We start from the raw sequence: 26,475 nt of genomic DNA on the forward strand, positions 1-26,475 counted from the left end.
TCACCTACCAGGGTGCCCGTGTTGACGCGCCAACCGCTGCGGGCGGACACCCCCCGACACGTCCCCTTGCCGCCGTACGCGGCTGTCCCACCGCTCGGCTTCTACGGTCACCTCTCGCCGTAGGCCCGCACCCACGCCGGGTGACTGGACGCCCCTTTACAACCGCCCCAACACCTGCGCCAGCAGCGACCCCATCCGCGTCGCGCTGTCGCGGCCCGCCTGGAGGACCTCCTCATGGTTCAGGGGCTCGCCCGTCATGCCGGCGGCGAGGTTGGTCACCAGGGAGATGCCCAGCACCTCGGCGCCCGCTTCACGCGCGGCGATCGCCTCCAGGACCGTCGACATGCCCACCAGGTCCGCGCCGATCACGCGGGCCATGCGGATCTCGGCCGGCGTCTCGTAGTGCGGGCCGGGGAACTGGGCGTAGACGCCCTCCTCCAGGGTGGGGTCGACCTCCTTGCACAGGGCGCGCAGGCGCGGGGAGTAGAGGTCGGTGAGGTCGACGAAGTTGGCGCCGATGATGGGGGAGGCCGCCGTCAGGTTGATGTGGTCGCTGATCAGGACCGGCTGGCCGGGGCGCATGCCCTCGCGCAGGCCGCCGCAGCCGTTGGTGAGGATGATCGTCTTGCTGCCGGTGGCGACGGCCGTGCGGACGCCGTGGGCGACGGCGGCGACTCCGCGGCCCTCGTAGTAGTGCGTACGGCCCAGAAAGACCAGGGCACGCTTGTCGCCGATGGTGTACGAGCGGATCTTGCCTCCGTGGCCCTCGACCGCGGGGGGCGGGAAGCCGGGCAGCTCGGTGACCTGGAGCTCGGCGTCGGGGACGCCCAGCGCGTCCACGGCCGGTGCCCAGCCGGAGCCCATCACGAGGGCGACGTCGTGGGTCTCGGCGCCCGTCAGTTCGCGCAGGCGAGCGGCGGCGGCGTCGGCGGCGGCGTGGGGGTCGCCCTGGATGTCGTCCGGAAGAAGAGATGCGTTCACGCGCACGAGGGTAGCCGGTCGAGGCCTACGCGCGTAGATGACAGAGCTCACGAGATGGGGATCGTTGTCTCGTCGTTTCCAACGAAGGGGCGTGTCGGGGTGGTGTCAGCAGGGGCGCTTGCGCAGTTCCATGACGTAGTCGTGCGGCGCGCCCGCCGACTCCGCGGCGTCGGCGATCTCGCCCAGGTAGCGGGCCGAGGGCAGGCCTCCCTCGTAGCCGTTGAGGACGTACGTCCAGGCCTGTTCCTGGCCCTCGAGGGTCTGGACGTGGATCCGCATACGGCGGTAGATGTCCAGGCCCGCGCCCTCCCAGCGGTCCATGGAGTCCTCGTCCAGGGGCGCGATGTCGTACAGCGCCACGAAGACCTGGGCCACGGGGTCCTCGACGATCGTGGCCACGGCCCCCTCCCAGCCCATGTGCTCGCCACCGAAGGTCAGCCGCCAGCCGTTGAGCCAGCCTGTCGCACGCAGTGGTGAGTGCGGGGCGCGGCGGGTCATCAGCCGCGCGTCGAGGTTGCCGGCGTACGCGGCGTAGAGCGACATGCGTCGAGGGTACGGCAGGGGTCCCGGGTGTCTCAGCCGTCGCGTGCGTGTCCGTGCCGGGGCGGGTGGGGCCCCGGGGGAGTGGCATTTGGTGGCGTGCGGGACAATGGAGTACGTGACTCGGATCGTGATCATCGGTGGCGGACCCGGCGGATATGAAGCGGCGCTGGTGGCCGCGCAGCTCGGCGCGGAGGTGACCGTCGTCGACTGCGACGGTCTGGGCGGGGCGTCGGTGCTCACCGACTGCGTGCCGTCGAAGACCCTTATCGCTACGGCCGAGGTGATGACCACCTTCGACTCGTCGTACGAGGAACTGGGGATCATCGTCGCCGACGACACTCCACCCATGGAGCAGGCCGCCCGGGTGGTGGGGGTTGATCTCGGGAAGGTGAATCGAAGGGTCAAGCGGCTTGCGCTGGCTCAGTCGCACGACATCACGGCGTCCGTGACGCGGGCCGGGGCTCGTGTGCTGCGGGGGCGCGGGCGGCTCGAGGGCATGCAGGCCCTCGACGGGTCGCGGAAGGTGGTCGTGCGGGCCGCGGACGGGAGTGAGGAGACCCTCGTCGCGGATGCCGTGCTGATCGCCACCGGCGGGCATCCCCGTGAGCTGCCCGACGCGCAGCCCGATGGCGAGCGGATTCTGAACTGGACCCAGGTGTACGACCTGACCGAGCTGCCCGAGGAGCTCATCGTGGTCGGGTCCGGTGTCACCGGTGCCGAGTTCGCCGGGGCCTATCAGGCGCTCGGGTCGAAGGTCACGCTGGTGTCGTCGCGGGATCGCGTGCTGCCGAGTGAGGACCCGGACGCCGCAGTCGTGCTCGAGGACGTCTTCCGGCGGCGTGGCATGAATGTGTTGGCGCGCTCGCGGGCGCAGTCGGCCAAGCGGGTCGGGGACCGGGTCGAGGTCACGCTGGCCGACGGGCGGGTCATCACCGGCTCGCACTGTCTGATGGCCGTCGGCGCCATTCCCAACACCGAGGGCATGGGCCTGGAGGAGGCCGGGGTCCGGCTGCGGGAGTCCGGGCACATCTGGACCGACAAGGTGTCGAGGACCACGGCTCCTGGCGTGTACGCCGCCGGTGACGTGACCGGGATCTTCGCGCTCGCTTCCGTCGCGGCGATGCAGGGACGTATCGCCATGTACCACTTCCTGGGTGACGCGGTGAATCCGCTGAACCTGAAGACCGTGTCGTCGAACGTCTTCACCGATCCCGAGATCGCCACGGTCGGGTACAGCCAGGCCGACGTCGACGGCGGCAAGATCGACGCCCGGGTCGTGAAGCTGCCGCTGCTGCGCAACCCGCGCGCGAAGATGCAGGGCATCCGGGACGGCTTCGTCAAGATCTTCTGCCGGCCGGGCACGGGGATCGTGGTGGGCGGTGTGGTCGTGGCGCCGCGCGCTTCGGAACTGATCCATCCCATCTCGATCGCCGTCGACAACAATCTGACGGTCGAACAGATCGCGAACGCGTTCACCGTTTACCCCTCCCTTTCGGGGTCGATCGCCGAGGTGGCACGGCAGCTGCACACCCGTAAGACCGGGGATGGCGGCTGACGACCGAAAGCGATTCCCCGCTGGTCACGGGGAGTTGTCGAGCATGCGTGCGGCATAGGCGGCCGGATTAGGCCCTATACCACTTCCTGCCCTCCCGTGCGAACAACTTCTGCTATTCGGCGCAAACTGCTGAAACCAGACGGTCGTTGGGGTTACTGTCAGTTTCGTGTTCGCTGCAGAACGTCGCCAATTGATCCTCGAAATGGTGCGAGCGAACGGGGCCGTGTCGCTCCGTGAGCTCGCCCGCGTCGTCCAGACCTCCGAAGTGACCGTACGGCGGGACGTGCGCGCACTGGAGGCAGAAGGACTCCTCGACCGCCGGCATGGCGGTGCGGTATTGCCGGGCGGGTTTACGCGGGAGTCCGGCTTTCCGCAGAAATCACATCTCGCGACCGCCGAGAAGACGGCCATCGCCGATCTCGCCGCGAGCTTCGTCGAAGAGGGCGAGGCCATCGTGGTCGGGGCGGGGACCACCACGCAGGAGCTGGCTCGTCGGCTCGCGCGGGTACCCGGGCTGACCGTCGTCACCAACTCGCTGCTGGTGGCCCAGGCGTTGGCCCACGCCAACCGGGTGGAAGTCGTGATGACCGGCGGTACGCTCCGCGGTTCGAACTACGCCCTTGTGGGGAGTGGTGCCGAACAGTCCCTTCAGGGGCTGAGGGTCTCCCGGGCCTTCCTCTCCGGGAGCGGGCTCACCGCCGAGCGCGGGCTGTCCACGTCCAACATGCTGTCCGCGTCCGTCGACCGTGCGCTGGTGCAGGCGGCCGCCGAGGTCGTCGTCCTCGCCGACCACACCAAGCTCGGCACGGACACCATGTTCCAGACGGTGCCGACCGATCTCATCACCCGTCTGGTGACGGACGATCCGCCGGCCCACGACGACCGTGCCGCCACCGAGCTCCAGGCCCTCGCCGACCAGGGGGTGCAGATCGCCGTGGCCGGGGCGACCGGGAACCCGGGGGGTGACGAGGTCCCGGCGCGCCGGCAACAGCGCCGGGACGTGCCCCTTCCGAGCCCGCGCCGGGGTCAGGTGCCGGGCGCCGCGCCGGGGCTGCGGACGGCCGCCGTGCTCGGTGAGCAGGTACCCGGAGCAGAGCGGGCCAGGGTCGCGGATCTGCGGCGGCGTTGAGCCGGGCCGCCGAAGGTCGAGGAGAAGGCCGCGCGGCGGTCGGTCCGCGCTCAGTGGGGCCATCGGCTCGGGGGACGGAAAACGAGGCGCCCGGCGGACTGAAGCTGTCAGTCCGCCGGGCGCCTCGGGATGCCGTGGAAGCGGTGGTCAGTCCTTGATCTCGCAGATCGCGGCGCCGGACGTGATGGAGGCGCCGACGTCGGCGGACAGGCCCTTGATGGTGCCGGACTTGTGCGCGTTCAGCGGCTGTTCCATCTTCATCGCTTCGAGTACGACGACCAGGTCGCCCTCCTTGACCTCCTGGCCCTCCTCGACCGCGATCTTGACGATGGTGCCCTGCATCGGGGAGGCGAGGGTGTCGCCGGAGGCGGCCGGGCCGGACTTCTTCGCCGCCCGGCGCTTGGGCTTGGCACCCGCCGCGAGCCCGGTACGGGCCAGCGACATGCCCAGCGAGACCGGGAGGGAGACCTCCAGGCGCTTGCCGCCGACCTCGACGACGACCGTCTCACGGCCCGGCTCCTCGTCCGTGTCCATGTCGGCGGGGGCGGTGAAGGGCTTGATCTCGTTGACGAACTCCGTCTCGATCCAGCGGGTGTGGACCGTGAACGGGTCCTGGCTGCCGGTGAGCTCGGGAGCGAACGCCGGGTCCTCGACGACCGCGCGGTGGAAGGGGATGGCCGTGGCCATGCCCTCGACCTGGAACTCGGCCAGGGCACGGGCCGCGCGCTGCAGGGCCTGCTGCCGGGTGGCGCCGGTGACGATCAGCTTGGCGAGCAGGGAGTCCCAGGCCGGGCCGATCACGCTGCCGGACTCCACGCCCGCGTCCAGGCGCACCCCGGGCCCGGCGGGCGGGGCGAACGTGGTGACCGTGCCGGGGGCCGGGAGGAAGTTGCGGCCCGGGTCCTCGCCGTTGATGCGGAACTCGAAGGAGTGGCCGCGCAGGACCGGGTCGTCGTAGCCGAGTTTTTCGCCGTCGGCGATGCGGAACATCTCGCGGACCAGGTCGATGCCGGTGACCTCCTCGGTGACCGGGTGCTCGACCTGCAGGCGGGTGTTGACCTCCAGGAAGGAGATCGTGCCGTCCACGCCGACGAGGAACTCCACCGTGCCCGCGCCGACGTAGCCGGCCTCCTTGAGAATGGCCTTCGACGCCGCGTACAGCTCGGCGTTCTGCTCGGCGGACAGGAAGGGGGCCGGCGCCTCCTCGACCAGCTTCTGGTGGCGGCGCTGCAGGGAGCAGTCACGGGTCGATACGACGACCACGTTGCCGTGCTGGTCGGCCAGGCACTGCGTCTCCACGTGCCGGGGCTTGTCCAGGTAGCGCTCGACGAAGCACTCACCCCGCCCGAACGCGGCCACCGCCTCACGGACGGCGGAGTCGTACAGCTCGGGCACCTCTTCCAGGGTGCGGGCCACCTTCAGCCCGCGCCCGCCACCGCCGAACGCGGCCTTGATCGCGATGGGCAGGCCGTGCTCCTCGGCGAAGGCGACCACCTCGTCGGCACCGCTCACCGGGTCGGGCGTGCCGGCCACCAGGGGTGCGCCGGCGCGCTGGGCGATGTGCCGGGCGGCGACCTTGTCGCCGAGGTCGCGGATGGCCTGCGGCGGCGGGCCGATCCAGATCAGGCCCGCGTCCAGGACCGCCTGCGCGAACTCGGCGTTCTCCGAGAGGAAGCCGTAACCCGGATGGATGGCGTCCGCACCCGACTCACGCGCGGCGCCCAGCACCTTCGACATGTCCAGATAGCTGGTCGCCGGGGTGTCACCACCCAGGGCGAATGCCTCATCCGCAGCGCGGACATGCAGAGCGTCCCGGTCCGGGTCGGCGTAGACGGCCACGCTCGCGATACCGGCATCCCGGCAGGCCCGGGCAACGCGGACAGCGATTTCGCCACGGTTGGCGATGAGCACCTTGCGCACGATTGAGGCTCCCTCCTTGAAACAAGCCGAGTTTAGGGACTGCCGACACGACACTTCGACCCGTCCCCAATGGTGAGCTTGCCCACACGGAGCGTGATGTGAGGCTTGCTCGACCCGCGAAATCCCTTGTCGCACCTCGGTACGCAGGACTCCTCCCGGAAACCCTAGCCCTCCTGTGTGGTCAAGGTCTCTGTAGTGGCGTGCTTCGGCCCACTCCGTTTCTTTGTGGAGTCCCTACGAATGGCCCAATGATTCTTTGCCCTCCGCCGGACTCTTGTCCTCGCGTTTACCCGTGAGTAGCGTTCACGATGTCTCGAACGTACTTCGGGTAACTGCAGTCTTGCTCGGGTGGCTCTGAAAAAGCTCTGGAAGTGGGTGGGGACCGGTGGTGCGCAGACCGGTGGCGTGGGTCGTGGCGGTCGTGCTCGTCGCCGAGGCGTTCGGCATCGCCCTGCTCAACTGGTTCCTCGGAACCGTCGTCGACCGGCAGAACATGTCCCTGGCCGGCCTCGACCCGAATGTGATGTCCACGTCGTCGAAGATCGGCGGGATCGTCTTCGGCCTCTACTTCGCCCTGTGCGGCCTGGTCGCGCTGCTGGTCGCCGTGCGGGGCCGCCGCCCCGCCGGTCTCGGCCGCATCCTGCTGATCAGCGCGGCCGTGGTGCACGGACTGCTGGGCGCGTTCGCGTGGGGGCTGATGGGCTGGCCGCAGTTCCTGTTCATGATGGCCGTGCTCGCCCTGATCGTGCTGCTGCTGATGACGTACGACGGCCAGGGCGGGCCGGAGCCCGCCGACGCGACGCCGGACGACACCAAGGGCGACGGCGGCTCGCCGATCACGCCTCCGCCGGCGCCCACAACTCCGTGATGCCGACGCCCAGTTCCGCCAGCAGCCGACGGACGAGGGGCAGGCTGATGCCGATCACGTTGCCGTGGTCGCCGTCGATGCCGTCGATGAACGGGGCCGAGCGGCCGTCGAGCGTGAACGCCCCGGCGACGTAGAGAGGTTCGCCCGAGGCGACGTACGCGGCGATCTCCTCGTCGGTCGGATCGCCGAAGCGGACGACGGTGGAGGCGGTGGCGGAGGTGTACCGGCCGCTGATCGTGTCGTAGACGCAGTGGCCGGTCTGCAGCGTGCCGGCGCGGCCGCGCATGGACTTCCACCTGGCCGTGGCCTCCTCGGCGTCGGCGGGCTTGCCCAGCGCCGCGCCGTCCAGCTCGAGGACCGAGTCGCAGCCGATCACCAGAGCGCCCTTGACCTCGGGCTTGGCCGCCACCACGGAGGCCTTCGCCTCGGCCAGGGCGAGGGCCAGTTCGGCGGGGGTCGGCGCGGTGACGGCGTCCTCGTCGACGCCGCTCACGATCACCTCGGGGTCGAGCCCGGCCTGGCGCAGCAGACCGAGCCGGGCGGGGGACTGGGAGGCGAGGACGAGACGGCGGCGCGGTTGATCAGTCATACGGTCAGCGTATCGGCGACCCTCATCTGACGCCGATCACGATCATCGCGATCACCATGGCGAGCGCCATGAAAACGCCCAGCCGCCGAAGCATGTCCTGCATGTCGCGCAGTTCCTTCGGCGGCTCGTCGTCGGGGTCGGACCACAGCATGCTTTCGAGCGTGCGGTGGTTTCGTGCGGGGCGCCTGAGTACGCGTACTCAACTTCCGGGGGCCCTACCCGGGCCAGTAGGTGCGGCTCCAAGACGCCGGACCCGGCTGCGGCAGGCGGTGGGCCGCGATGCGGGACGGGTCCGACCAGGCGTCCCGGGTGGTGGGCGCGCCGGGCGGCTCGGGGGGTGCCGCCGCGGCGCGGGCGCGGACCACCGCCAGGGCGGCGGCCAGCTCCTCCGGGGTCGGATTGCCCCTTACGACCTTGATCGTCATGACGGCTCCCAATCAATCGAGGTGGGGCTAGAGGGGGATGTTGCCGTGCTTCTTCGGAGGCAGGGATTCCCGCTTGGTGCGTAGTTGACGCAGGCCCCGTACGACATGGCGGCGGGTTTCGGACGGCATGATCACGGCGTCGATGTAGCCGCGCTCGGCCGCGACGTAGGGGTTGAGCAGGGCGTCCTCGTACTCCTGGATGAGCCGGGCCCGGGTCGCCTCACCGTCTCCGGCGGCCTCCGCCTCGGCGATGGTCCGGCGGTGCAGGATGTTGACCGCGCCCTGGGCGCCCATGACGGCGATCTGGGCGGTGGGCCAGGCGAGGTTGAGGTCGGCGCCCAGGTGCTTGGAGCCCATGACGTCGTAGGCGCCGCCGAAGGCCTTGCGGGTGATCACGGTGATGAGCGGGACCGTGGCCTCGGCGTAGGCGTAGATCAGCTTGGCGCCGCGGCGGATGATGCCGTCGTGCTCCTGGTCGACGCCGGGCAGGAAGCCGGGGACGTCCACGAAGGTGATGACCGGGACGTTGAAGGCGTCGCAGGTGCGCACGAAGCGGGCCGCCTTCTCGCTCGCCCTGATGTCGAGGCAGCCGGCGAACTGCATCGGCTGGTTCGCGACGATGCCGACCGGGCGGCCCTCGACCCGGCCGAAACCGGTGGCGATGTTCGGTGCGAACAGCGGCTGCGTCTCGAAGAACTCGGCGTCGTCGAGGATGTGCTCGATCACCGTGTGCATGTTGTACGGCTGGTTCGCGCTGTCCGGCACGATCGTGTCCAGCTCGCGGTCCTCGTCGGTGAGGGCGAGGTCCGCCTCCTCGGGGAACGCCGGGGGTTCGCTGAGGTTGTTGGACGGCAGGTACGACAGCAGCTGCTTGACGTACTCGATGGCGTCCTTCTCGTCGCCGGCCATGTGGTGTGCCACACCGGAGGCGGAGTTGTGGGTGCGGGCGCCGCCGAGCTCCTCGAAGCCGACGTCCTCGCCGGTGACCGTCTTGATGACGTCCGGGCCGGTGATGAACATGTGCGAGGTCTGGTCGACCATGACGGTGAAGTCGGTGATGGCGGGGGAGTAGACCGCGCCGCCCGCGCACGGGCCGACGACCAGGCTGATCTGCGGGATCACGCCGGAGGCGTGGGTGTTGCGGCGGAAGATCTCGCCGTAGGCGCCGAGGGAGGCGACGCCTTCCTGGATGCGGGCGCCGCCGGAGTCGTTGATGCCGATGACCGGGCAGCCGGTCTTCAGCGCGAAGTCCATCACCTTGACGATCTTCTGGCCGTAGACCTCGCCGAGGGCGCCGCCGAAGACGGTGAAGTCCTGGGAGAACAGGGCGACGGGGCGGCCGTCGACGGTTCCGTACCCGGTCACGACCCCGTCCCCGTACGGGCGGTTCTTCTCCAGGCCGAAGTTGGTGGACCGGTGCCGCGCGAACTCGTCGAGTTCCACGAAGGAGCCCTCGTCGAGCAGCAGTTCGATGCGCTCACGGGCTGTCAGCTTGCCCTTGGCGTGCTGCTTCTCGACGGCGCGTGCGGAGCCGGCGTGCGTCGCCTCCTCGATGCGGCGCTGGAGGTCCGCGAGCTTGCCCGCGGTCGTGTGAATGTCGATCTCGTGACGCTCTTCCGGCTCGGACATCGGGATGTGGCTCCCTGCCTGCTCAAAAAGGGGGGACGGTTACTCATCCGTAGAGTAGTGGGGGGTCCACCAATCGGCAGTGCGGCGTTTACCACACCTAGTGTGGGTTGCATGACGCCGCGAGACGCATCAGACGACAGCCGTTGGTCCGACCTGGACCGTCCGCCCTTCAACGCCGCGGCCCTGCGGCGCGCGCTGGTGCGGGAGGGCTCGCTGTGGTCGGCGGTGGAGGTCGTGCAGCGCACCGGCTCCACCAACAGCGACCTGGTGGCCTCGGCGGATGCCGGCAAGGCGGCCGAGGGCGCGGTCCTGGTCGCCGAGGAGCAGACTGCCGGGCGGGGCCGCCTGGACCGGCAGTGGACGGCTCCGGCGCGGTCGGGTCTTTTCTTCTCCGTGCTGCTGAATCCGAGTGAGGTGCCGGTGGCCCGCTGGGGCTGGCTGCCGCTGCTGACCGGGGTGGCGGTGGCGACGGGGCTGTCGCGGGTCGCGGGTGTGGATACGGCGCTCAAGTGGCCGAACGACCTGCTGGTGACCGTGGGCGGCGAGGAACGCAAGGCCGGGGGGATCCTGGCGGAGCGGGCCGGGGACGACGGGGTCGTCGTCGGGGTCGGCATCAACGTGACGCTGCGGGCGGACGAGCTGCCGGTGCCGCAGGCGGGGTCGCTGGCGCTGGCCGGGGCGGTGAACACCGACCGGGATCCGTTGCTGCGGGGGGTGCTGCGGTCGCTGGAGGACTGGTACGCGCGCTGGCGGGCCGCCGGCGGCGACCCGGCGGCGAGTGGCTTGCAGGAGACGTATGCCGCCGGGTGCGCGACCCTCGGGCGGGTTGTGCGGGCCGAGCTGCCCGGCGACCGGTCGGTCGTCGGGGAGGCGGTGGCGATCGACGGTGACGGACGACTCGTGATCGCGACGGAAGACGGGGTACAGGAGCCGGTGGGAGCGGGGGACATCGTGCACTTGCGGGCGGGATGACCTTCGTATCGTCGGACCACTCGCGGAGTGAGCTACGGCACACCTGCCGTAGAGTTGAGGCCGGTCGATACCTGACCGTGACAGATCGGAAGGGCAGCAGGCGTGACCGTCGACGACACGGGCTCCGGCGCGGACGCGGACGGCCGGGAGGAGCCTCCCCCACTCTCGAGTTCGTTCGAGCGGGGGGACCCCCACGCCGCCGACCCTGGCGAGGACACCGGCGAGGACCCACTCGCCCTGCGCATCGAGCAGCTCATCCTCGGCGCCGAGCGGCGCTACACCCCCTTCCAGGCGGCCCGTAGCGCGGGCGTCTCCGTGGAGCTCGCCACCCGCTTCTGGCGGGCCATGGGCTTCGCCGACATCGGCCAGGCCAAGGCGCTCACCGAGGCCGACGTCCTCGCACTGCGCCGGCTCTCCGGTCTCGTCGAGGCGGGGCTGCTGAGCGAGGCCATGGCCGTGCAGGTGGCGCGGTCCACCGGGCAGACCACCGCCCGCCTGGCCGAATGGCAGATCGACTCCTTCCTGGAGGGGCTGACCGAGCCCCCGGAACCCGGCATGACGCGCACCGAGGTGACGTACCCGATCATCGAGCTGCTCCTGCCCGAGCTGGAGGAGTTCCTCGTCTACGTCTGGCGGCGCCAGCTCGCCGCCTCGGCCGGCCGGGTCGTCCAGACCGCCGACGACGAGGAGATGGTCGACCGGCGCCTCGCCGTGGGCTTCGCCGACCTCGTCGGGTTCACGCGCCTGACCCGCCGTATGGAGGAGGAGGAGCTCGGCGAACTCGTCGAGGCCTTCGAGACCACCGCCGCCGACCTGGTCGCCGCGCGCGGCGGGCGGCTCATCAAGACGCTCGGCGACGAGGTGCTGTACGCGGCCGACGACGCGGGTGTGGCCGCCGAGATCGCGCTGCGCCTCATCGAGACCATGGCGAACGACGAGACCATGCCGGAGCTGCGCGTCGGCATCGCGTTCGGCACGGTGACCACTCGAATGGGCGATGTCTTCGGTACGACCGTGAACCTCGCCTCCCGGCTGACGTCGATAGCCCCGCGCGACGCCGTCCTCATCGACAGCGCCTTCGCGGAGGAGCTGATCCGTACCGAGGAGGCGCCCGCCTCCGAGGCGGAGGCGGCCGAGGCCGTGGCCGCCGCCGAGAAGGAGGGCGAGGAGCCGCCGGCGTACCGCTTCGCGCTGCAGCCGATGTGGCAGCGGCCGGTGCGTGGGCTGGGCGTGGTCGAGCCGTGGCTGCTGACTCGGCGGGACGGCGGGGCGTAGCGGCCGGGCCGCTGCCGCCGCCGGTGCCTCTGGTCATTCGCGGCGGGCGGTCGGCGGGTCCACGCACACGTCGATGACCGGAACGCACAGGTCGGGCCGGTGCGGTCGGTCCGGTTGCTCCGGCTGGTCCGGCAGTGGGGCCGGGGACGGCGAGGTGCGGCTCGCGGGCGGGGTCGGTGCGGGGCGTGGGGTCGTGGGCGTCGAGGCCGGTGGCCGGGGTGCGGTGGTGGGGCCCGCGGGGTGGCCGGTCGGGTTCGGGGCTTGGGGGATGGTCGTGGGGACGGCCGCGGGCCGTCCCGGGGCGCCGGTCGCGTACGGCGTGGGGACCTGGGACCTGCCCGGGGGCGCTGTCCGGTCCGTCCCGCCCAACGGTGAGGTCGTCGACGGGCTCACCTCGGGGGTGCTTCCCGCGGTGGCGGCGGTGTTGGCGGGGCCGTCCGTGCCGGTGTCCGGGTCCGGGCTGGGTTCGGTCTCCGCGGTGCCGAGGCTCTGGACGTTCGGGTCGGGCGTCAGCCGTACGAGGCTCAGTACCCCGGCCGCGATGGCCAGGCCGCCGGCGGCGAGCAGCATCTTGCGGGGGCGGGGCTTGCGGTGACGGCCGCGGGGGCTCCGGAGGCGGGTTCCTGGGTCGTACGACTCGGGCCGTGCGGTTGTCGTGACCTGCGTGGTCGCTCTCTCCGGCCGCTCCTGCGTGTCCGTCGTCATCTCCCTCGACCCCTCCCCGATGCGCTCACGCCCCCTGTACGCCGTGGCGGACGCACGTTATGCGCTCTCGTGGGCGGTGGGGTGGGAGTCGGGCGGTATGTCACTCGAACGGGGTCTCGGGCGTCGATATGATCGGGGCGAGGTTCGTTAACCGGCGTTAACCGGGAGGGTGTCATGGGCGAGCAGCGGTTCGGGGAGTTCGTGCTGGTACGGCGACACGGGGACGGGGGCGCCGGGCATGTCGCGGAGCTGGTCCTCGATCGGCCCAAGGCCATGAACGCCGTCTCGACGGAGATGGCCCGGTCCATCGCGGCGGCCTGTGCGGGGCTGGGAGGGGACAGGAGCGTGCGGGTGGTCGTGGTGACCTCCACGCACGAGCGGGCCTTCTGTGTCGGGGCCGACCTGAAGGAGCGCAACTCCTTGAGCGATGCCGAGCTGGTGCGGCAGCGGCCGGTGGCGCGGGGGGCGTACACCGGGGTGCTGGAGCTGCCTGTGCCGACGATCGCGGCGGTGCACGGGTTCGCGCTGGGGGGTGGGTTCGAGCTGGCGCTCGCCTGTGACCTGATCGTGGCGGACCGTACGGCGGTGGTGGGGTTGCCGGAGGTGTCCGTGGGGGTGATTCCGGGCGGGGGCGGTACGCAGTTGCTGCCGCGGCGGGTGGGGGCGGCTCGGGCGGCCGAGCTGATCTATACCGCGCGGCGGGTGGAGGCTGCGGAGGCGCGGGAGTTGGGGCTTGTGGATCAGGTGGTGGAGGAGGGGCGGGACCGGGAGGAGGCGTTGGGGCTGGCGGGGCGGATCGCGGGGAACTCGCCGGTGGGGCTGCGGGCGGCGAAGCGGGCGTTGCGGTTGGGGCAGGGGTTGGATCTGCGGGCCGGGTTGGAGGTCGAGGACGCGGCTTGGCGGGCGGTGGCGTTTTCGGGGGATCGGGCGGAGGGGGTGGCGGCGTTCAACGAGAAGCGGGCGCCGCGGTGGCCGGGGGAGTAGTCGGGGGGCGTGCCTGGAAGGTACTCGGGGTGGGGCTAAGCGGAGGTGGGTCGCGCGGCCCGGCGCTGACGGGGTGCCGCCTGCGCCCACCCGTGCCGCCCCAGCGGCACGACTGCCCGCAGCTAGCGCGGGCGACTGCCCGCAGCTAGCGCGGGCGACTGCCCGCAGCTAGCGCGGGCGACTGCCCGCAGCTAACGCCGCGCGAGCGCCTGCGAGGGTCACTTCCTGGCTGACCGAGTCGGGTGGGTGGGGCATAGGTCCGGGGGTCTGGGGGCGGAGCCCCAGCGGTACGACTGGCCGCAGGCTGACGGCGTCGGCTGCCCCCAGCGGCGGCCGCACCGACGCCGAACCCCACCGCCGACGATCACCCCAGCGCCGCATCAAGTGACCGGTTCGCCCCAATCCTCCCTAGCCTGGAGTGATGGGTGAGGACAGTCGGCTCGCGGCCGTGGTGGCGTTGGCTCAAGGCATGGCGGCGGCCCGCTGCTCGCGCGAGGCGTGGTGGGCAGCCGCCAATGGCGCGCGCCGTGCGCTCGGCGGGAGTTTCGCCGCGCTGTCCGTGTGGGAGCGGGAGCTCGGGCGGCTCAAGGTCCTCGTCAACGTGGGCGAGCGGGCCGAGGGCGAGGAGGAGTTCCCGGACGACGAGGCCTACCCGGTGCACCAGTTCGCCGAGATCACCGAGTTCCTGCACGAGCGGTGGGCCGGCGGCGGCGAGCCCAACGCCTGGGTGGAGACGGCGGAGGGACCGGCGGCCGGACGCCGTCCCGGTTACGTCCACCAACGCGTCGCCGCCCTCCGCAGGAGAGGCCGCGGCTCCTGCGTCGTCGCACCGATCGTGCTGCACGGCCGCGCCTGGGGGGAGCTGTACGTCGCCCGCCCGGTCGGCGCCCCCGTCTTCGACCGCGCCGACGCCGACTTCGCCACCGTCCTGGCCTCCGTCGTCGCCGCCGGCATCGCCCAGACCGAGCGGCTGGAGGAGGTCCGCCGACTGGCCTTCACCGACGCGCTCACCGGCCTCGCCAACCGCCGCGCCGTAGACGCGCGCCTGGACCGGGCCGTGGAGCGGCACCGCAAGGAAGGTGTCGTCGTCAGTCTCGTCGTCTGCGACCTCAACGGGCTCAAGCGCGTCAACGACACTCACGGGCACGCCGTCGGCGACCGGCTCCTCGAACGCTTCGGATCCGTGCTCTCCCTCTGCGGCGCCATGCTGCCCGGCGCCGTCGCCGCCCGCCTCGGCGGCGACGAGTTCTGTCTGCTCGCGGTCGGGCCGCCCGCCGACGAGGTCGTCAAGGCGGCCGACGAACTCTGCCGCCGGGCCGCCGAGTTGGAGCTCGGGGAAGGGGTCGCCTGCGGGATCGCGTCCACCGCGGATCCCGTCGGGCCGGTGCACTCCGCCCGCCGGCTGTTCCGGCTCGCCGACGCGGCCCAGTACCGGGCCAAGGCCGAAGGCTCCATCCGGCCGGTCGTCGCCGGGCGCGAGGGCCCCGACGATCCCGTCGTACGGATGGCCGACGAACCCTCCGCCGAGCCGACCGCCGAGCGCCGCCGGTTCCGCGGACGCCACTGATGTCACCGAGGTCCAACGGGTCACTGATGTCACTGAAGGTGACCCAGCGGTAAGGGGTAAACCCGCCCCCCACTGGTGACATCCTCGAATTCACTGCGTACGCTCCTGAATATGGATATGCACACTGTGGTGGTGGGGACGTCCGGCGTGACCGCGTCCGACGTTCTCGCCGTGGCGCGCGCCGGCGCCCGGGTCGAGCTCTCCGAGGAGGCGGTCGCCGCCCTCACCGCGGCCCGCGGGATCGTGGACGCGCTGGCCGCCAAGCCCGACCCCGTCTACGGCGTGAGCACCGGCTTCGGCGCCCTGGCGACCCGGCACATCAGCCAGGAGCTGCGGGCCCAGTTGCAGCGCAACATCGTCCGCTCGCACGCCGCCGGGATGGGACCGCGGGTCGAGCGCGAGGTCGTGCGCGCGCTGATGTTCCTGCGGCTGAAGACCGTCTGCTCCGGGCACACCGGCGTCCGCCCCGAGGTCGCGCGGACCATGGCCGACGTGCTCAACGCCGGCATCACCCCGGTCGTCCACGAGTTCGGCTCGCTCGGCTGCTCCGGCGACCTGGCCCCGCTGTCCCACTGCGCCCTGACGCTCATGGGGGAGGGGGACGCCGAAGGACCCGACGGGGCCGTACGACCGGCCGGTGAGCTCCTCGCCGAGCACGGGATCCGGCCCGTCGAACTGCGCGAGAAGGAGGGCCTCGCCCTCCTCAACGGCACCGACGGCATGCTCGGCATGCTGGTCATGGCCCTCGCCGACCTGGAGACGCTGTACAAGTCGGCCGACGTGACCGCGGCCCTGTCGCTGGAGGCTCTCCTCGGCACCGACAAGGTCCTCGCCCCCGAGCTGCACGCCATCCGCCCGCACCCCGGGCAGGGTTCCAGTGCCGCCAACATGCTGGCCGTACTGAAGGGTTCGGGCCTGACGGGGCATCACCAGGACGACGCGCCCCGCGTCCAGGACGCCTACTCCGTGCGCTGCGCCCCGCAGGTCGCGGGAGCGGGGCGCGACACCATGGCGCACGCTCGCCTCGTCGCCGAGCGCGAGCTCGCCTCCGCCGTCGACAACCCCGTCGTCCTGCCCGACGGACGTGTCGAGTCCAACGGCAACTTCCATGGCGCCCCGGTCGCCTACGTCCTCGACTTCCTCGCCATCGCCGCCGCCGACCTCGCCTCCATCGCCGAGCGCCGCACCGACCGGCTGCTGGACAAGAACCGCAGCCACGGTCTGCCGCCGTTCCTCGCCGACGACGCCGGTGTGGACTCCGGGCTGATGATCGCCCAGTACACGCAGGCCGCGCTGGTGAGCGAGATGAAGCGGCTCGCCGTACCGGCGTCGGCGGACTCCATCCCGTCCTCCGCCATGCAGGAGGACCACGTCTCCATGGGCTGGTCGGCGGCGCGCAAGCTGCGCACGGCCGTCGACAACCTCACGCGCGTCATCGCCATCGAGCTGTACGCCGCCACGCGCGCCGTCGAGTTGCGTGAGGGACTGACTCCGGCGCCGGCCTCGCGGGCGGTCATCGACGCCGTACGGAAGGCCGGTGTCGGCGGTCCGGGCCCGGACCGGTTCCTGGCGCCCGACCTCGCCGCGGCGGACACGTTCGTACGCGAGGGGCGGCTGGTCGCGGCCGTGGAGACGGTGACCGGGCCCCTGCGCTAGGGCCTGTCCGGCGGATCAGGTCGCAGGAAATCGGCGGCGACCCATTACCGCGTCTGCGGCATGATCCGCCGGACAGGCCCCAGGGGCACTGGAGACTAGGGGCCCTGTCATGCGAAAGGGCCCCGGTCGGTCAAGGGGTCACCTGAGCTTGGCCGCCTGGGCGTCGATCACGGCTGCCGGGACGTCGTAGGCCTTGCCGGACGTCAGCGCGGTGAAGTTGACCGTGTAGTACGTGGCGAGGGTGCTGCCGTGGCGCACCACCTCGGTGTGGAAGGTGCCCGTCCCCCCGCCGTCCATGGCGGAGTCCACGGCGAACGCCACGGACTCGTCACCGGTTCCCGAGGCCTTCTCCGAGGCGACCTTGGTGATCTTCTGGTTCTCGCCCTGGGCGGCGATGCCGAACCCGCCGGAGCAGGCCGCCACGCCGTCGGAGACGGCCTTGAAGGCCTTCTCGGCGCCGTCCCTCTCGTACGAGGAGAGGCCCACGAACGTCATGTTGACGTTGAAGGCGTTCGCGATGTCGGACTCGCTGACGTCCTCCGGGGACTTGGAGGCGCCCTCCGGCGCGGTGTCCTCGGTGACGGTGTTGCTCGCGTTCGCGTCCGTGTCGCCCGGCGCGAGACCGGCCATGGCGTAGGCGAGCGGCGCGCACTCCGCCTTGTCGGCCTTCACCTCGCTCTTGGAGCCCGGCAGGGTGTCGTCGCCGGAGGCGGTCCTGTAGCCCTCCAGGTCGCCCTTCGCGAGCAGCAGCTTCTCCAGCTCGGCCGCGCCGAGCGTCTTCGCGGCCGTACTCGGCGAGGAGGACGACTTGTTCGAGCCCTCGGAACCCTGGGACGAGTCCTTGGAGCCGTCCGAACCCCCGCCGCAACCTGTGATGAGGGCGAGCGACAGCACGCTCACGGTCGCCGTGGCGCCTATGCGCGCCCTCGATGATCTCTTCATGGGCGGACTATGGAGCCCGTATGGAGAAATCGTCAAGCGAGGTTAAAAACCGAGACGTTCCCGGCGAACCGAGTACACGACGAACCCGGCGCCCAGGGTGAGGAAGAGGGTGCCGCCGACGACGTACGGGGTGGTGTCGAAGCTGCCCGTGTCCGCGAGTCGGGGGCCCTCGGTGGTCGTACCGGACGTGCTGGACGTACTCGTGGACGCGGCTCGCGCCTGGGTCGTGACCTGCGACGTCGAGGTCGCAGAGGAGTCCGTTCTGGCCGGGTGGTCCGCCGACGCGTTCGCGGAGGGGACGAACCACAGGGCGCCCAGAAGGGTCCCCGCGGCGGTGGCGGTCAGCAACGGACGGCGAGCGGATGACACGGAATATCGATCCCCTTGTGGCGCTGGCGAATTGGCCGTGTGGGCCGATGTTAGTGAAAGGCGCGGGTCACGGGAAAGTCACGGGAGCGATCAGCCGTACGCTCCGGGCATGAGCACTGCAGAGACATCACGTTTTGTACGGCTTCGCGTGGAACTCGTCCTCGAAGTCGACGACGCCGGCGCCCTCACCGGGGCCGCGCTGGGGCGGATCGCGAAGGACGCCGATATGCCGGCCGAGGAGCGGGTACACGCCGAGAGCGCTGTGACGGAAGACACCGCGGAGGCCCTCGCGTATCTCGTGGACCCGTTCGACCTGGTCAGCGGGGTGCCGGGGGTCGAACTCGCGCAGGCCTCCTGGAGCAGCGAGCAGATCGACTACGACCCGGATTCGCCGGACTGGGACCTCGACGAGGATGATGTCGACGAGGACGACGAAGAAGTCGACGAGGACGACGAAGAAGAAGAGGCGGCCGGCTGAGCCCGCTTGGGGAAATCGTGACCCCGGGCGGAAACCGCCGCCCGGGGTTTCGTCGTCTCAAGGGGCGCGAGGACCGACACCCGCACCACCGCCGCGCGGACGTGGTGTGCCCCACACCTTCGGAGAATGTGGAACGGGACGAACCGGTCGTAGCGTTGAAGTCTTGTTAACGGGGACTCTCGGGTTTACGGGGCTCCCGGGGTTTTGGGGATTCGGCAACGATGGAGAAGCGTGTGATGACGGTCGGTAAGCGGCGCAAGGGCCTGACGGTCGCGTCCGCACTGCTTGGCGGTGTGCTTGTGCTCACGGCGTGTTCCGGCGGCGGCGACGACGCCTCGGGGAGCGACGGGGGCAGCGACAGCTCACAGTCAAAGGTCGACGAGGCGGCCGCCAAGAAGACCTCCGAGGCCCAGATCAAGATCACACCCAAGGACGGCTCGGACAACGCCTCCATCAACAACTCCGCCGCCGTCACCGTGAGCAAGGGCACGCTCACGGACGTGAAGATGACCACGTCCGACGGCGCCGAGGTCGGCGGCGAGATATCCGCGGACAAGCTCAGCTGGAAGCCCAGCGCCCAGCTGGAGCGGTCCACCACCTACAAGGTGACGGCGGAGGCGAAGGACGCCGACGGTCGCGTCGCCCACGAGAACGCCTCGTTCACCACGGTCTCGCCGGCCAACAGCTTCATCGGCACCTTCACGCCGGACGACGGCACCACCGTCGGCGTCGGCATGCCCGTGTCGATCAACTTCGACAAGGCGATCACCAACAAGGCGGCCGTCCAGAAGGGCATCACCGTCTCCACCACCAGCGGCCAGGAAGTCGTCTGCCACTGGTTCAACGCCAACCGCATGGACTGCCGGCCCGACAAGTACTGGCAGGAGAACTCCACCGTCACGCTGAAGCTCGCGCTCGACGGTGTCGAGGGTGCCGACGGGGTCTACGGCGTCCAGCAGAAGACGGTCACCTTCAAGACCGGCCGCAACCAGGTCACGTACGTCGACGCGAAGACCAAGCAGATGAAGGTCACGCAGGACGGCAAGACGGTCAGGACCATCCCGATCTCCGCCGGCGCGCCCGACAACAAGACGTACGAAGGCCAGATGGTGATCTCCGAGAAGTTCAAGGAGACCCGGATGAACGGCGCGACGGTCGGCTTCACCGACGACGACGGCAAGGGCGAGTACGACATCAAGGACGTGCCGCACGCCATGCGCCTGACCACCTCCGGCACCTTCGTGCACGGCAACTACTGGGGCGCGAAGTCCATCTTCGGCAGCGTGAACACCAGCCACGGCTGCGTGGGCCTGTCGGACACCAAGGGCGCGAACGACCCGAACACGCCGGGTGCGTGGTTCTACAACAACTCGATGATCGGTGACGTGGTGGTCGTGCAGAACACCGGCGACAAGACGGTCGCGCCGGACAACGGTCTGAACGGCTGGAACATGAGCTGGGAGCAGTGGAAGGCGGGCTCCGCCGTCTGACGTCCCCGCACTTCCAGGTCGATCCGATGCCGCCCTCAGGGGCGGCATCGGTGTTTCCGGGGCTGCCCACAGCCTCGGTCGGGCTCGGTGAGCGGCTCGGGCATCTGCCCGGTGAGATGTCCGGCGGGCAGCAGCAGCGTGTCGCCATCGCCCGCGCGCTGGTCAAGCAGCCGCAGGTGCTGCTGGCCGACGAACCCACCGGGCTGACGTTCATCAAAAGGATCACGGTGAAGGAGAACGCCGCTTCGTAGGGGCGAAATTCGGAACTGGCCGGGGATATTCGCTTACCCGGCGATCGTGTAACAGACCTTTCCTGTCAGCCGTCTGTCTATTGAGGTGCTTGAACGCCCCCCGGCATACTGCGAGTTCCGGGGGGCGTGCGCACGAGCGTGCGAGTCTGCCCCCGGCCGGGTGAACGGGGAATTCGCCCGGTACTTCTGCAAGGGGGAAACTTGCGCAGACAAGTGAAAAGAGCATGCGCGGCCACGGTCGCCACAGCGGCCGCCGTGGCCCTGGCGGCGGGCATGACCAGCCCGGCGTCGGCGGAGGGGGAGCGGCAGACCACCGGCGCCGCGAAGGCCTCGTTCACGGCCAAGCACCGCATCACCCTGATCACGGGTGACCGCGTCACCGTCGACTCCAAGGGCCGGGTCGTGGGCCTGGACCGGGCGAAGGGGCGCGAGCACATACCCGTCCAGATCCGCAAGGCCGACGGCCACACGCTCGTGATCCCGGCCGACGCGGCCCGCCTGGTCACCTCCGGCAAGCTCGACCAGCGGCTCTTCGACATCACCGAGCTCGGCAAGTCCGCGACCCGCAAGTCCCAGGCCAAGGGCCTGAAGGTCATCGTCGGCTACAAGGGAGCCGCCACCGGCGCCAAGGCCGACGTCCGTGACGCGGGCAAGCTCCGCCAGACCCTCGAGTCCCTGAACGCCGACGCCGTCCAGACCCCGCACGAGGACGCGCCCGAGCTGTGGGACGCCGTCACCAACGGCGACAAGACCGCCTCCGGCATCGCGCACGTCTGGCTGGACGGCGTCCGCAAGGCCAGCCTCGACAAGTCCGTGCCGCAGATCGGCGCCCCCAAGGCATGGGCGGCCGGCTACGACGGCAAGGGCGTCAAGATCGCCGTACTGGACACCGGCGTCGACGCGACCCACCCGGACCTCAAGGACCAGGTGATCGCGGCCAAGAACTTCACCCCCGCCGCCGACGCCACCGACAAGGTCGGCCACGGCACGCACGTCGCGTCCATCGCGGCGGGCACCGGAGCCAAGTCCGGCGGCAAGTACAAGGGCGTGGCGCCCGGCGCCGACGTCCTCAACGGCAAGGTCCTCGACGACAACGGCTTCGGCGACGACTCCGGCATCCTCGCCGGCATGGAGTGGGCGGCCGAGCAGGGCGCCCAGGTCGTCAACCTCAGCCTCGGCGGCCTGGACACCCCCGAGGTGGACCCGCTGGAGGCGGCGGTCAACAAGCTGTCCGACGAGAAGGGCATCCTCTTCGCGATCGCGGCGGGCAACTCCGGTCCGGAGTCGGTCGGTTCGCCTGGCAGCGCGGACGCCGCGATCACCGTCGGCGCCGTCGACGACAAGGACAAGCTCGCCGCGTTCTCCTCGACCGGCCCGCGCCTCGGCGACGGCGCCATCAAGCCCGACGTCACCGCGCCGGGCGTGGACACCACGGCCGCGGCCGCCAAGGGCAGCGCCATCGCGCAGGAGGTCGGCGAGAACCCCGCCGGCTACCTGAGCATCTCGGGTACGTCGATGGCGACCCCGCACGTCGCCGGCGCCGCCGCGATCCTCAAGCAGCAGCACCCGGACTGGAAGTACGCCGAGCTCAAGGGCGCGCTGACCGGTTCGACCAAGGCCGGCAAGTACAACCCGTTCCAGCAGGGTTCGGGCCGCATCCAGGTCGACAAGGCCATCAAGCAGACCGTGATCGCCGACCCGGTGTCGGTCAGCTTCGGCACGCAGCAGTGGCCGCACACCGACGACAAGCCGGTCACCAAGCCGCTGACGTACCGCAACCTCGGCACGAAGCCCGTCACGCTGAAGCTGGCGTCGACCGCCACCAACCCCAAGGGCCAGGCCGCTCCGGCCGGCTTCTTCAAGCTCAGCGCCACCACGGTGACCGTCCCGGCGAACGGCAGCGCCTCCGTGGACATGACCGTCAACACCAAGCTGGGCGGCACGGTCGACGGCGCGTACTCCGCGTACGTGACCGCGACGGGCGGCGGCCAGAGCGTCCGTACGGCCGCGGCCGTGCAGCGTGAGGTGGAGTCGTACGACGTCACCGTCAAGCACATCGGCAGGGACGGGCAGCCGACGGACGGCTACAGCACCCTCCTGTTCGGCTACTCGGGCCTGGGCAACGGCCGGGCCCTGGATGTTCCGGTCGCCGGCTCCGGCACGACGACCATGCGCGTGCCCAAGGGCACGTACCTGCTGGACGCCTGGATCGCGAAGGACTTCGTCACCTTCGAGGGCGGCCTCGACTGGGTGGTCCAGCCGAAGCTGTCCGTCACCAAGAACACCTCGGTGACGATCGACGCCCGCAAGACCAAGGCGGCCAAGCTCACCGTGCCGGACGCGCAGGCCAAGCAGCGGGCCGCGATGATCAGCTACTTCTACGAGCCCGCGGGCATCGGCCTCGGCTTCGGCCTCGAGTCCTTCGCCGATGTGCGCATGGCCCACCTCGGCCCGGAGGCTGCGACCGGCCTCCAGCAGACTTGGAACGGCCAGTGGACCAAGGGCGCCGCCGCCGAGTACGACGTGGCCACCACCGCCAAGGTCAAGAAGATCAAGGGTGACAAGGTCCGCCACTTCAAGGCGAGCGAACTGGCCACGGTGAAGAACAATCTCGGTGCCGCGGCTGCCGGAAAGACCGGTGGTCTCTACTCCCTGGGACTCTTCCCCGACGACTTCGTCATCGGGTGGCCTGTGGAGCAGAAGCTGCCGGGTGCGCGCACGGTGTACGTCTCGACGTCCGACAAGATCCAGTGGAGCTTCGACTTCGATCAGTACGCCGGCAAGGACGCGAACGGCAACCCGATCCCGGACGCGTTCTACACGCTGGGGAACCCGCAGACCTTCAAGGCGGGCAAGAAGTACACGAAGACCTTCAACACCGCGGTCTTCGGCCCGAAACTGAACGCGGAGTTCGGGCTCTTCCGCGAGGGCAACGGCATCTACGGCTACGTGCCGCTGTTCGCGGACTCGGCGGGCCACGCCGGTTCGTCGGACTTCACGTCTGTCGCCACCACGCTGTACCGCAACGGCACGAAGGTCGGCACGCACGACGACCCGCTCTTCGGCGAGAAGCTGTTCAAGGTCCCGTCCGGTGACGCCGAGTACAAGCTGACCACCTCGGTCAAGCGCAGCGTCAAGGTCGCGGCCGCCTCCACCCGGATCGACGCGAGCTGGACCTTCCGCTCGAAGAAGCCGACCGGCGAACAGGCCAAGCTGCCCGCCTCCATGGTCCGCTTCAAGGCCAAGACCGGCCTGGACAGCCGCGTCGCGGCCGGGAAGACGGTGTCGATCCCGGTCACCGTCGAGGGCGCGGCCAAGGGCTCCAACCTGAAGTCGCTGACGACCTACGTGTCGTACGACTACGGCCAGACCTGGAAGAAGATCCAGGTCAAGAACGGCAAGATCACCGTGAAGAACCCGGCGAAGGGGAAGGCCATCTCCTTCCACGCCAAGATCGCCGACAAGAAGGGCAACAAGTCGACGATCTCGATCTACAACGCGTACTACGGGAAGTAACCTCCCGCACGCGAGCGGCCTGTCCAGGACCCCGTGTCCTGGGCAGGCCGTTGCTCGTGCCCGGCCGCGTCATACGGCTCCGCCTCCAGCTCGCACCAGACGGTCTTGCGGCCCGCCCCCTGTTCCACGCCCCACCGTCGCGCGAGGGCGTCGAGGAGGGCGCGGCCGTGGCCGGTGGTGAGGACGCGGACGGTCACCGGGGCGCCCTCTCCGAGGTGGTCGATGACGTTGGTGACCAACTCGCTTGCGCAGAGGTGCACTTCGTAGCTGTGGTGGCGCAGGAGATGGCGTACTTCCGGTACGGCCTTCGGGGTGGCGAGCAGGTGGAGTTCGAAGGCCACCGCTGGGCCGCCTTGCGGAGGACGGCGGCGAGTTCGCGGGCCGTGGCGGTGTTGCAGTTCCCGAGCGCGACGAGGCCTGCGGGCGGCTCGTAGGCGGCGGCGAAGGTCGGGAGGTCCACGCGGAGTGAGGGGAGCGTGGTGCCAGAGCAGCAACGGCGATGGCAGGTTCCCCGGCGCCGCCCCTGGCGCAAGTCGAGCTACAGCAACGCAACCGGCGGCAACTGCGTCGAGGTCGCCGACGGCCTCCCCGGCCTCGTCCCCGTCCGCGACTCCAAGGCCCCCGAACGTCCCGCCCTCCTGATCACCGCCCACGCCTGGGCCTCCTTCGTCGCGGCGCTCAAAGCGGACGACCTGACCGCCTGAGGGTTGTCCGTGTCGCCGGAGGAGGCGCGTTCGGTCGGTGTTCGTGGTTCCGTGGTGGCATGACGACTCAGACGGTCGAGTACATCCGGTACCGCATCCCCGAAGAGCAGTCGGCGGAGTTCCTGTCCGCCTACACCCACGCGGCGGCCCAGCTGGCGGCGGCACCGCAGTGCGTCGACTATGAACTGGCCCGCTGCGAGGATGACTTCGAGCACTTCGTCCTGCGCATCACCTGGACCTCTACCGAAGACCACCTCGAAGGCTTCCGGAAGTCCGAACTGTTCACCGACTTCCTGGCAGAGATCCGCCCGTACGTCGCCAGCATCCAGGAGTTGCGCCACTACAAGCCGACGACCGTACGCGGAACCGGCTCCGCCGTCCCCACGCTGTACGACTGGGCGGGCGGCGCGGAGGCCTTCGCCCGCCTCACGTCGGTCTTCTACGACAAGGTCCTCGAGGACGAGCTCCTGGCCCCGGTGTTCGCGGGACTCGCCCCCGAGCACGCCCAGCACGTGGCCCTGTGGCTGGCCGAGGTCTTCGGCGGCCCGCCCGCCTACTCGGAGACGCAGGGCGGCCACGGTCACATGGTCGCCCAGCACATGGGCCGGGGCTTCACCGAGGCGCAGCGCCGCCGCTGGGTGAACCTGATCCAGGACGCGGCGGACGAGGCGGGCCTGCCCACGGACGCCGAGTTCCGCTCGGCCTTCCTCGCCTACGTGGAGTGGGGCACGCGTCTGGCCGTCCACTTCTCCGGCCCGGACGCGAAGCCACCGGCGGAGCAGCCGGTGCCCAGGTGGAACTGGGGGGCGGCACCGCCGTACCGGGGCTGACGCCTCTCAGCGTGACGAGGCCCCGGTTCCCGCCCGGGTCGCGTCCGCGCCCCAGCTCGCCAGCAGGCGCAACGCCTCCGCCGACGGCGAGCCCGGTTCGGCGTGGTACGTGATCAGGGACTGCTCGCTGTCGTCGGGCAGGCGGAACGACTCGAAGTTCAAGGTCATCTCCCCGACCAGGGGATGCCGGATGCGCTTGACGCCGTAGCCCTTCTCCTTGACGTCATGCGTGGCCCACAGCTGCCGGAACTCCTCGCTCTTGACGGAGAGTTCGCCGACCAGCGCGGACAGACGCGGGTCGTCGGGGTGGCAGCCCGCGTCCATGCGCAGATAGCTGACCATGTCGGACGCCTTCTGGTCCCACTCCACGAACAGATCGCGGTACTCCGGCTTCAGGAAGACCAGCCGCGCCCAGTTCCGGTCCTGCGGCGCCAGCTCCGACCAGTCGCCGAACACCGCCGCCGCCATCCGGTTCCAGGCGAGGATGTCCGAGCGCCGGCCCGAGACGTACGCCGGGAAGCCGTCCATCATGTCCAGCAGCTGCCGCAGCGGACCCCGCACCTGCTGGGTCCGTACCGCCTGCTTCTTCCTGTGCTGCTTCGGCTTCGCGAGATGCATGAGGTGGGCATGCTCGGCACCGTTCAGCCGGAGCGCGCGGGCGATGGAGTCGAGGACCTCCGCCGACACGTTCCGCCCGTTGCCCTGCTCCAGACGTGTGTAGTACGCCACGGACACCCCGGCCAGCTGCGCCAGCTCCTCCCGGCGCAGCCCCGGCACCCGGCGGTGCCGCCCGAAGTCGGGCAGCCCCACGTCCTCCGGCTTCAGCCGGGCCCGCCGGGTGCGCAGGAACTCGCTGAGCTCGGCACGCCGGTCCAGGCCGCCGGCGGGCTCCGGCACGGTTTCGGGCTGTTCGTCCATGCGTCCAGTATTCACGGTCGTACGAACGTTGTACGAACAGCAGCCTGACCCCGCCAGTGGTACGCACGGCGGACGTACGCAGAACGGTGGGCTGGGTGTATGCCGGAACGTGCGGCACGCTGATCAGGCGTGCCCGGTCGGAAGGCAGCCGGGCGCGGAACCTCTTTGCTAGGAGAACC

The 26,475-nt window shown here is 70.5% G+C and carries 25 protein-coding genes and 2 pseudogenes; 14 read left to right on the plus strand and 13 right to left on the minus strand.

What is annotated here, in order from left to right:
- Window positions 1–156: 156 nt before the first annotated feature.
- The gene (locus ABT063_RS26865; protein ID WP_351061327.1) at window positions 157–981 is read right to left on the minus strand and encodes a purine-nucleoside phosphorylase; all 825 of its coding nucleotides are present in this window, start codon (window positions 979–981) and stop codon (window positions 157–159) included.
- A 105-nt stretch (window positions 982–1,086) separates the two neighbouring features.
- The gene (locus ABT063_RS26870; protein ID WP_351061329.1) at window positions 1,087–1,524 is read right to left on the minus strand and encodes a gamma-glutamylcyclotransferase family protein; all 438 of its coding nucleotides are present in this window, start codon (window positions 1,522–1,524) and stop codon (window positions 1,087–1,089) included.
- Between ABT063_RS26870 and ABT063_RS26875 the strand changes: the two genes are divergently transcribed.
- Together ABT063_RS26875 and ABT063_RS26880 are read left to right on the plus strand one after the other, a co-directional pair.
- Window positions 1,523–3,079 (plus strand): NAD(P)H-quinone dehydrogenase, encoded by a 1,557-nt coding sequence (locus ABT063_RS26875; RefSeq protein ID WP_351061332.1) that lies wholly within the window; start codon window positions 1,523–1,525, stop codon window positions 3,077–3,079. The genes ABT063_RS26870 and ABT063_RS26875 overlap by 2 nt on opposite strands.
- A gap of 166 nt (window positions 3,080–3,245) precedes the next feature.
- The gene (locus ABT063_RS26880; protein WP_351061335.1) at window positions 3,246–4,208 is read left to right on the plus strand and encodes a DeoR/GlpR family DNA-binding transcription regulator; all 963 of its coding nucleotides are present in this window, start codon (window positions 3,246–3,248) and stop codon (window positions 4,206–4,208) included.
- A 147-nt stretch (window positions 4,209–4,355) separates the two neighbouring features.
- Here ABT063_RS26880 and ABT063_RS26885 read toward each other — a convergent pair whose 3' ends face one another.
- Window positions 4,356–6,128 (minus strand): acetyl/propionyl/methylcrotonyl-CoA carboxylase subunit alpha, encoded by a 1,773-nt coding sequence (locus ABT063_RS26885; RefSeq protein WP_351061338.1) that lies wholly within the window; start codon window positions 6,126–6,128, stop codon window positions 4,356–4,358.
- Window positions 6,129–6,513: 385 nt separating this feature from the next.
- Here ABT063_RS26885 and ABT063_RS26890 point away from each other — a divergent pair, with 385 nt between their 5' ends.
- Entirely contained in the window at window positions 6,514–6,996 is a 483-nt protein-coding gene (locus tag ABT063_RS26890; RefSeq protein WP_351061341.1) for a hypothetical protein, read from the plus strand.
- On the opposite strand, the gene ABT063_RS26895 is transcribed toward ABT063_RS26890, so the two are convergent.
- The 4 genes from ABT063_RS26895 to ABT063_RS26910 form a co-directional block, all read right to left on the minus strand.
- Window positions 6,965–7,585 carry a Maf family protein gene (locus tag ABT063_RS26895; RefSeq protein WP_351061344.1) on the minus strand — a complete coding sequence of 207 codons (621 nt, stop codon included), beginning with the start codon at window positions 7,583–7,585 and terminating at the stop codon, window positions 6,965–6,967. The genes ABT063_RS26890 and ABT063_RS26895 overlap by 32 nt on opposite strands.
- A gap of 22 nt (window positions 7,586–7,607) precedes the next feature.
- Window positions 7,608–7,736: a morphogenic membrane protein MmpB gene (gene mmpB, locus ABT063_RS26900; RefSeq protein ID WP_351061347.1), complete on the minus strand. Its 129-nt coding sequence runs from the start codon at window positions 7,734–7,736 to the stop codon at window positions 7,608–7,610.
- Window positions 7,737–7,800: 64 nt separating this feature from the next.
- Window positions 7,801–8,010, minus strand: coding sequence for an acyl-CoA carboxylase epsilon subunit (locus ABT063_RS26905; protein ID WP_351061350.1), 210 nt, complete (start codon window positions 8,008–8,010; stop codon window positions 7,801–7,803).
- Between the two features lie 27 nt (window positions 8,011–8,037).
- Window positions 8,038–9,639: an acyl-CoA carboxylase subunit beta gene (locus tag ABT063_RS26910; RefSeq protein ID WP_351061352.1), complete on the minus strand. Its 1,602-nt coding sequence runs from the start codon at window positions 9,637–9,639 to the stop codon at window positions 8,038–8,040.
- Window positions 9,640–9,750: 111 nt separating this feature from the next.
- Here ABT063_RS26910 and ABT063_RS26915 point away from each other — a divergent pair, with 111 nt between their 5' ends.
- Both ABT063_RS26915 and ABT063_RS26920 read left to right on the plus strand, forming a co-directional pair.
- A complete protein-coding gene (locus ABT063_RS26915) occupies window positions 9,751–10,611 on the plus strand; it encodes a biotin--[acetyl-CoA-carboxylase] ligase (protein ID WP_351061355.1) in 861 nt (286 codons plus the stop codon).
- A 102-nt stretch (window positions 10,612–10,713) separates the two neighbouring features.
- Window positions 10,714–11,886: an adenylate/guanylate cyclase domain-containing protein gene (locus ABT063_RS26920; RefSeq protein WP_351061358.1), complete on the plus strand. Its 1,173-nt coding sequence runs from the start codon at window positions 10,714–10,716 to the stop codon at window positions 11,884–11,886.
- A gap of 33 nt (window positions 11,887–11,919) precedes the next feature.
- Here the strand turns inward: ABT063_RS26920 and ABT063_RS26925 are convergent, their stop codons facing one another.
- Window positions 11,920–12,591 (minus strand): hypothetical protein, encoded by a 672-nt coding sequence (locus ABT063_RS26925; RefSeq protein ID WP_351061361.1) that lies wholly within the window; start codon window positions 12,589–12,591, stop codon window positions 11,920–11,922.
- 174 nt (window positions 12,592–12,765) lie between these two features.
- Here ABT063_RS26925 and ABT063_RS26930 point away from each other — a divergent pair, with 174 nt between their 5' ends.
- The 3 genes from ABT063_RS26930 to hutH all read left to right on the plus strand — a co-directional run bounded on the left by ABT063_RS26930 (window position 12,766) and on the right by hutH (window position 16,798).
- The gene (locus ABT063_RS26930) at window positions 12,766–13,575 is read left to right on the plus strand and encodes an enoyl-CoA hydratase/isomerase family protein (RefSeq protein WP_351061363.1); all 810 of its coding nucleotides are present in this window, start codon (window positions 12,766–12,768) and stop codon (window positions 13,573–13,575) included.
- A 421-nt stretch (window positions 13,576–13,996) separates the two neighbouring features.
- Entirely contained in the window at window positions 13,997–15,142 is a 1,146-nt protein-coding gene (locus tag ABT063_RS26935) for a GGDEF domain-containing protein (protein WP_351061366.1), read from the plus strand.
- A gap of 117 nt (window positions 15,143–15,259) precedes the next feature.
- On the plus strand, window positions 15,260–16,798 hold the full coding sequence (gene hutH, locus ABT063_RS26940) for a histidine ammonia-lyase (RefSeq protein ID WP_351061720.1): 1,539 nt from the start codon (window positions 15,260–15,262) through the stop codon (window positions 16,796–16,798).
- A gap of 138 nt (window positions 16,799–16,936) precedes the next feature.
- Here hutH and ABT063_RS26945 read toward each other — a convergent pair whose 3' ends face one another.
- Both ABT063_RS26945 and ABT063_RS26950 read right to left on the minus strand, forming a co-directional pair.
- Window positions 16,937–17,740, minus strand: coding sequence for a hypothetical protein (locus tag ABT063_RS26945; protein WP_351061369.1), 804 nt, complete (start codon window positions 17,738–17,740; stop codon window positions 16,937–16,939).
- Window positions 17,741–17,782: 42 nt separating this feature from the next.
- The gene (locus tag ABT063_RS26950; protein ID WP_351061371.1) at window positions 17,783–18,109 is read right to left on the minus strand and encodes a hypothetical protein; all 327 of its coding nucleotides are present in this window, start codon (window positions 18,107–18,109) and stop codon (window positions 17,783–17,785) included.
- Between the two features lie 109 nt (window positions 18,110–18,218).
- Here ABT063_RS26950 and ABT063_RS26955 point away from each other — a divergent pair, with 109 nt between their 5' ends.
- From ABT063_RS26955 to ABT063_RS26970, 4 genes and pseudogenes are all read left to right on the plus strand, one after another.
- Window positions 18,219–18,587, plus strand: coding sequence for a hypothetical protein (locus ABT063_RS26955; RefSeq protein ID WP_351061374.1), 369 nt, complete (start codon window positions 18,219–18,221; stop codon window positions 18,585–18,587).
- A 236-nt stretch (window positions 18,588–18,823) separates the two neighbouring features.
- The gene (locus ABT063_RS26960; RefSeq protein ID WP_351061377.1) at window positions 18,824–20,077 is read left to right on the plus strand and encodes a L,D-transpeptidase; all 1,254 of its coding nucleotides are present in this window, start codon (window positions 18,824–18,826) and stop codon (window positions 20,075–20,077) included.
- Between the two features lie 74 nt (window positions 20,078–20,151).
- A pseudogene (locus tag ABT063_RS26965) lies at window positions 20,152–20,280 on the plus strand (ATP-binding cassette domain-containing protein); the annotation flags it as partial.
- Between the two features lie 249 nt (window positions 20,281–20,529).
- A complete protein-coding gene (locus ABT063_RS26970; RefSeq protein ID WP_351061380.1) occupies window positions 20,530–23,844 on the plus strand; it encodes a S8 family peptidase in 3,315 nt (1,104 codons plus the stop codon).
- Here ABT063_RS26970 and ABT063_RS26975 read toward each other — a convergent pair.
- Complete coding sequence (locus ABT063_RS26975; protein WP_351061384.1) at window positions 23,832–24,185, minus strand: ATP-binding protein; 354 nt, start codon at window positions 24,183–24,185, stop codon at window positions 23,832–23,834. The two genes, ABT063_RS26970 and ABT063_RS26975, sit on opposite strands and share 13 nt — an antisense overlap.
- Window positions 24,185–24,376 (minus strand): annotated as a pseudogene (locus ABT063_RS26980) (hypothetical protein); the annotation flags it as partial. The pseudogene ABT063_RS26980 and the gene ABT063_RS26975, both read right to left, overlap by 1 nt.
- Here ABT063_RS26980 and ABT063_RS26985 point away from each other — a divergent pair.
- Window positions 24,324–24,548, plus strand: coding sequence for a DUF397 domain-containing protein (locus ABT063_RS26985; protein WP_351061387.1), 225 nt, complete (start codon window positions 24,324–24,326; stop codon window positions 24,546–24,548). The pseudogene ABT063_RS26980 and the gene ABT063_RS26985 sit on opposite strands and share 53 nt — an antisense overlap.
- Window positions 24,549–24,607: 59 nt before the next feature.
- Window positions 24,608–25,378: a group II truncated hemoglobin gene (locus ABT063_RS26990; protein WP_351061390.1), complete on the plus strand. Its 771-nt coding sequence runs from the start codon at window positions 24,608–24,610 to the stop codon at window positions 25,376–25,378.
- A gap of 6 nt (window positions 25,379–25,384) precedes the next feature.
- Here the strand turns inward: ABT063_RS26990 and ABT063_RS26995 are convergent, their stop codons facing one another.
- Window positions 25,385–26,296 (minus strand): helix-turn-helix transcriptional regulator, encoded by a 912-nt coding sequence (locus ABT063_RS26995; RefSeq protein ID WP_351061393.1) that lies wholly within the window; start codon window positions 26,294–26,296, stop codon window positions 25,385–25,387.
- Window positions 26,297–26,475: the final 179 nt, after the last annotated feature.

Source organism: Streptomyces sp. NPDC002838 (assembly GCF_040295365.1).
Taxonomy (GTDB): Bacteria; Actinomycetota; Actinomycetes; order Streptomycetales; family Streptomycetaceae; genus Streptomyces.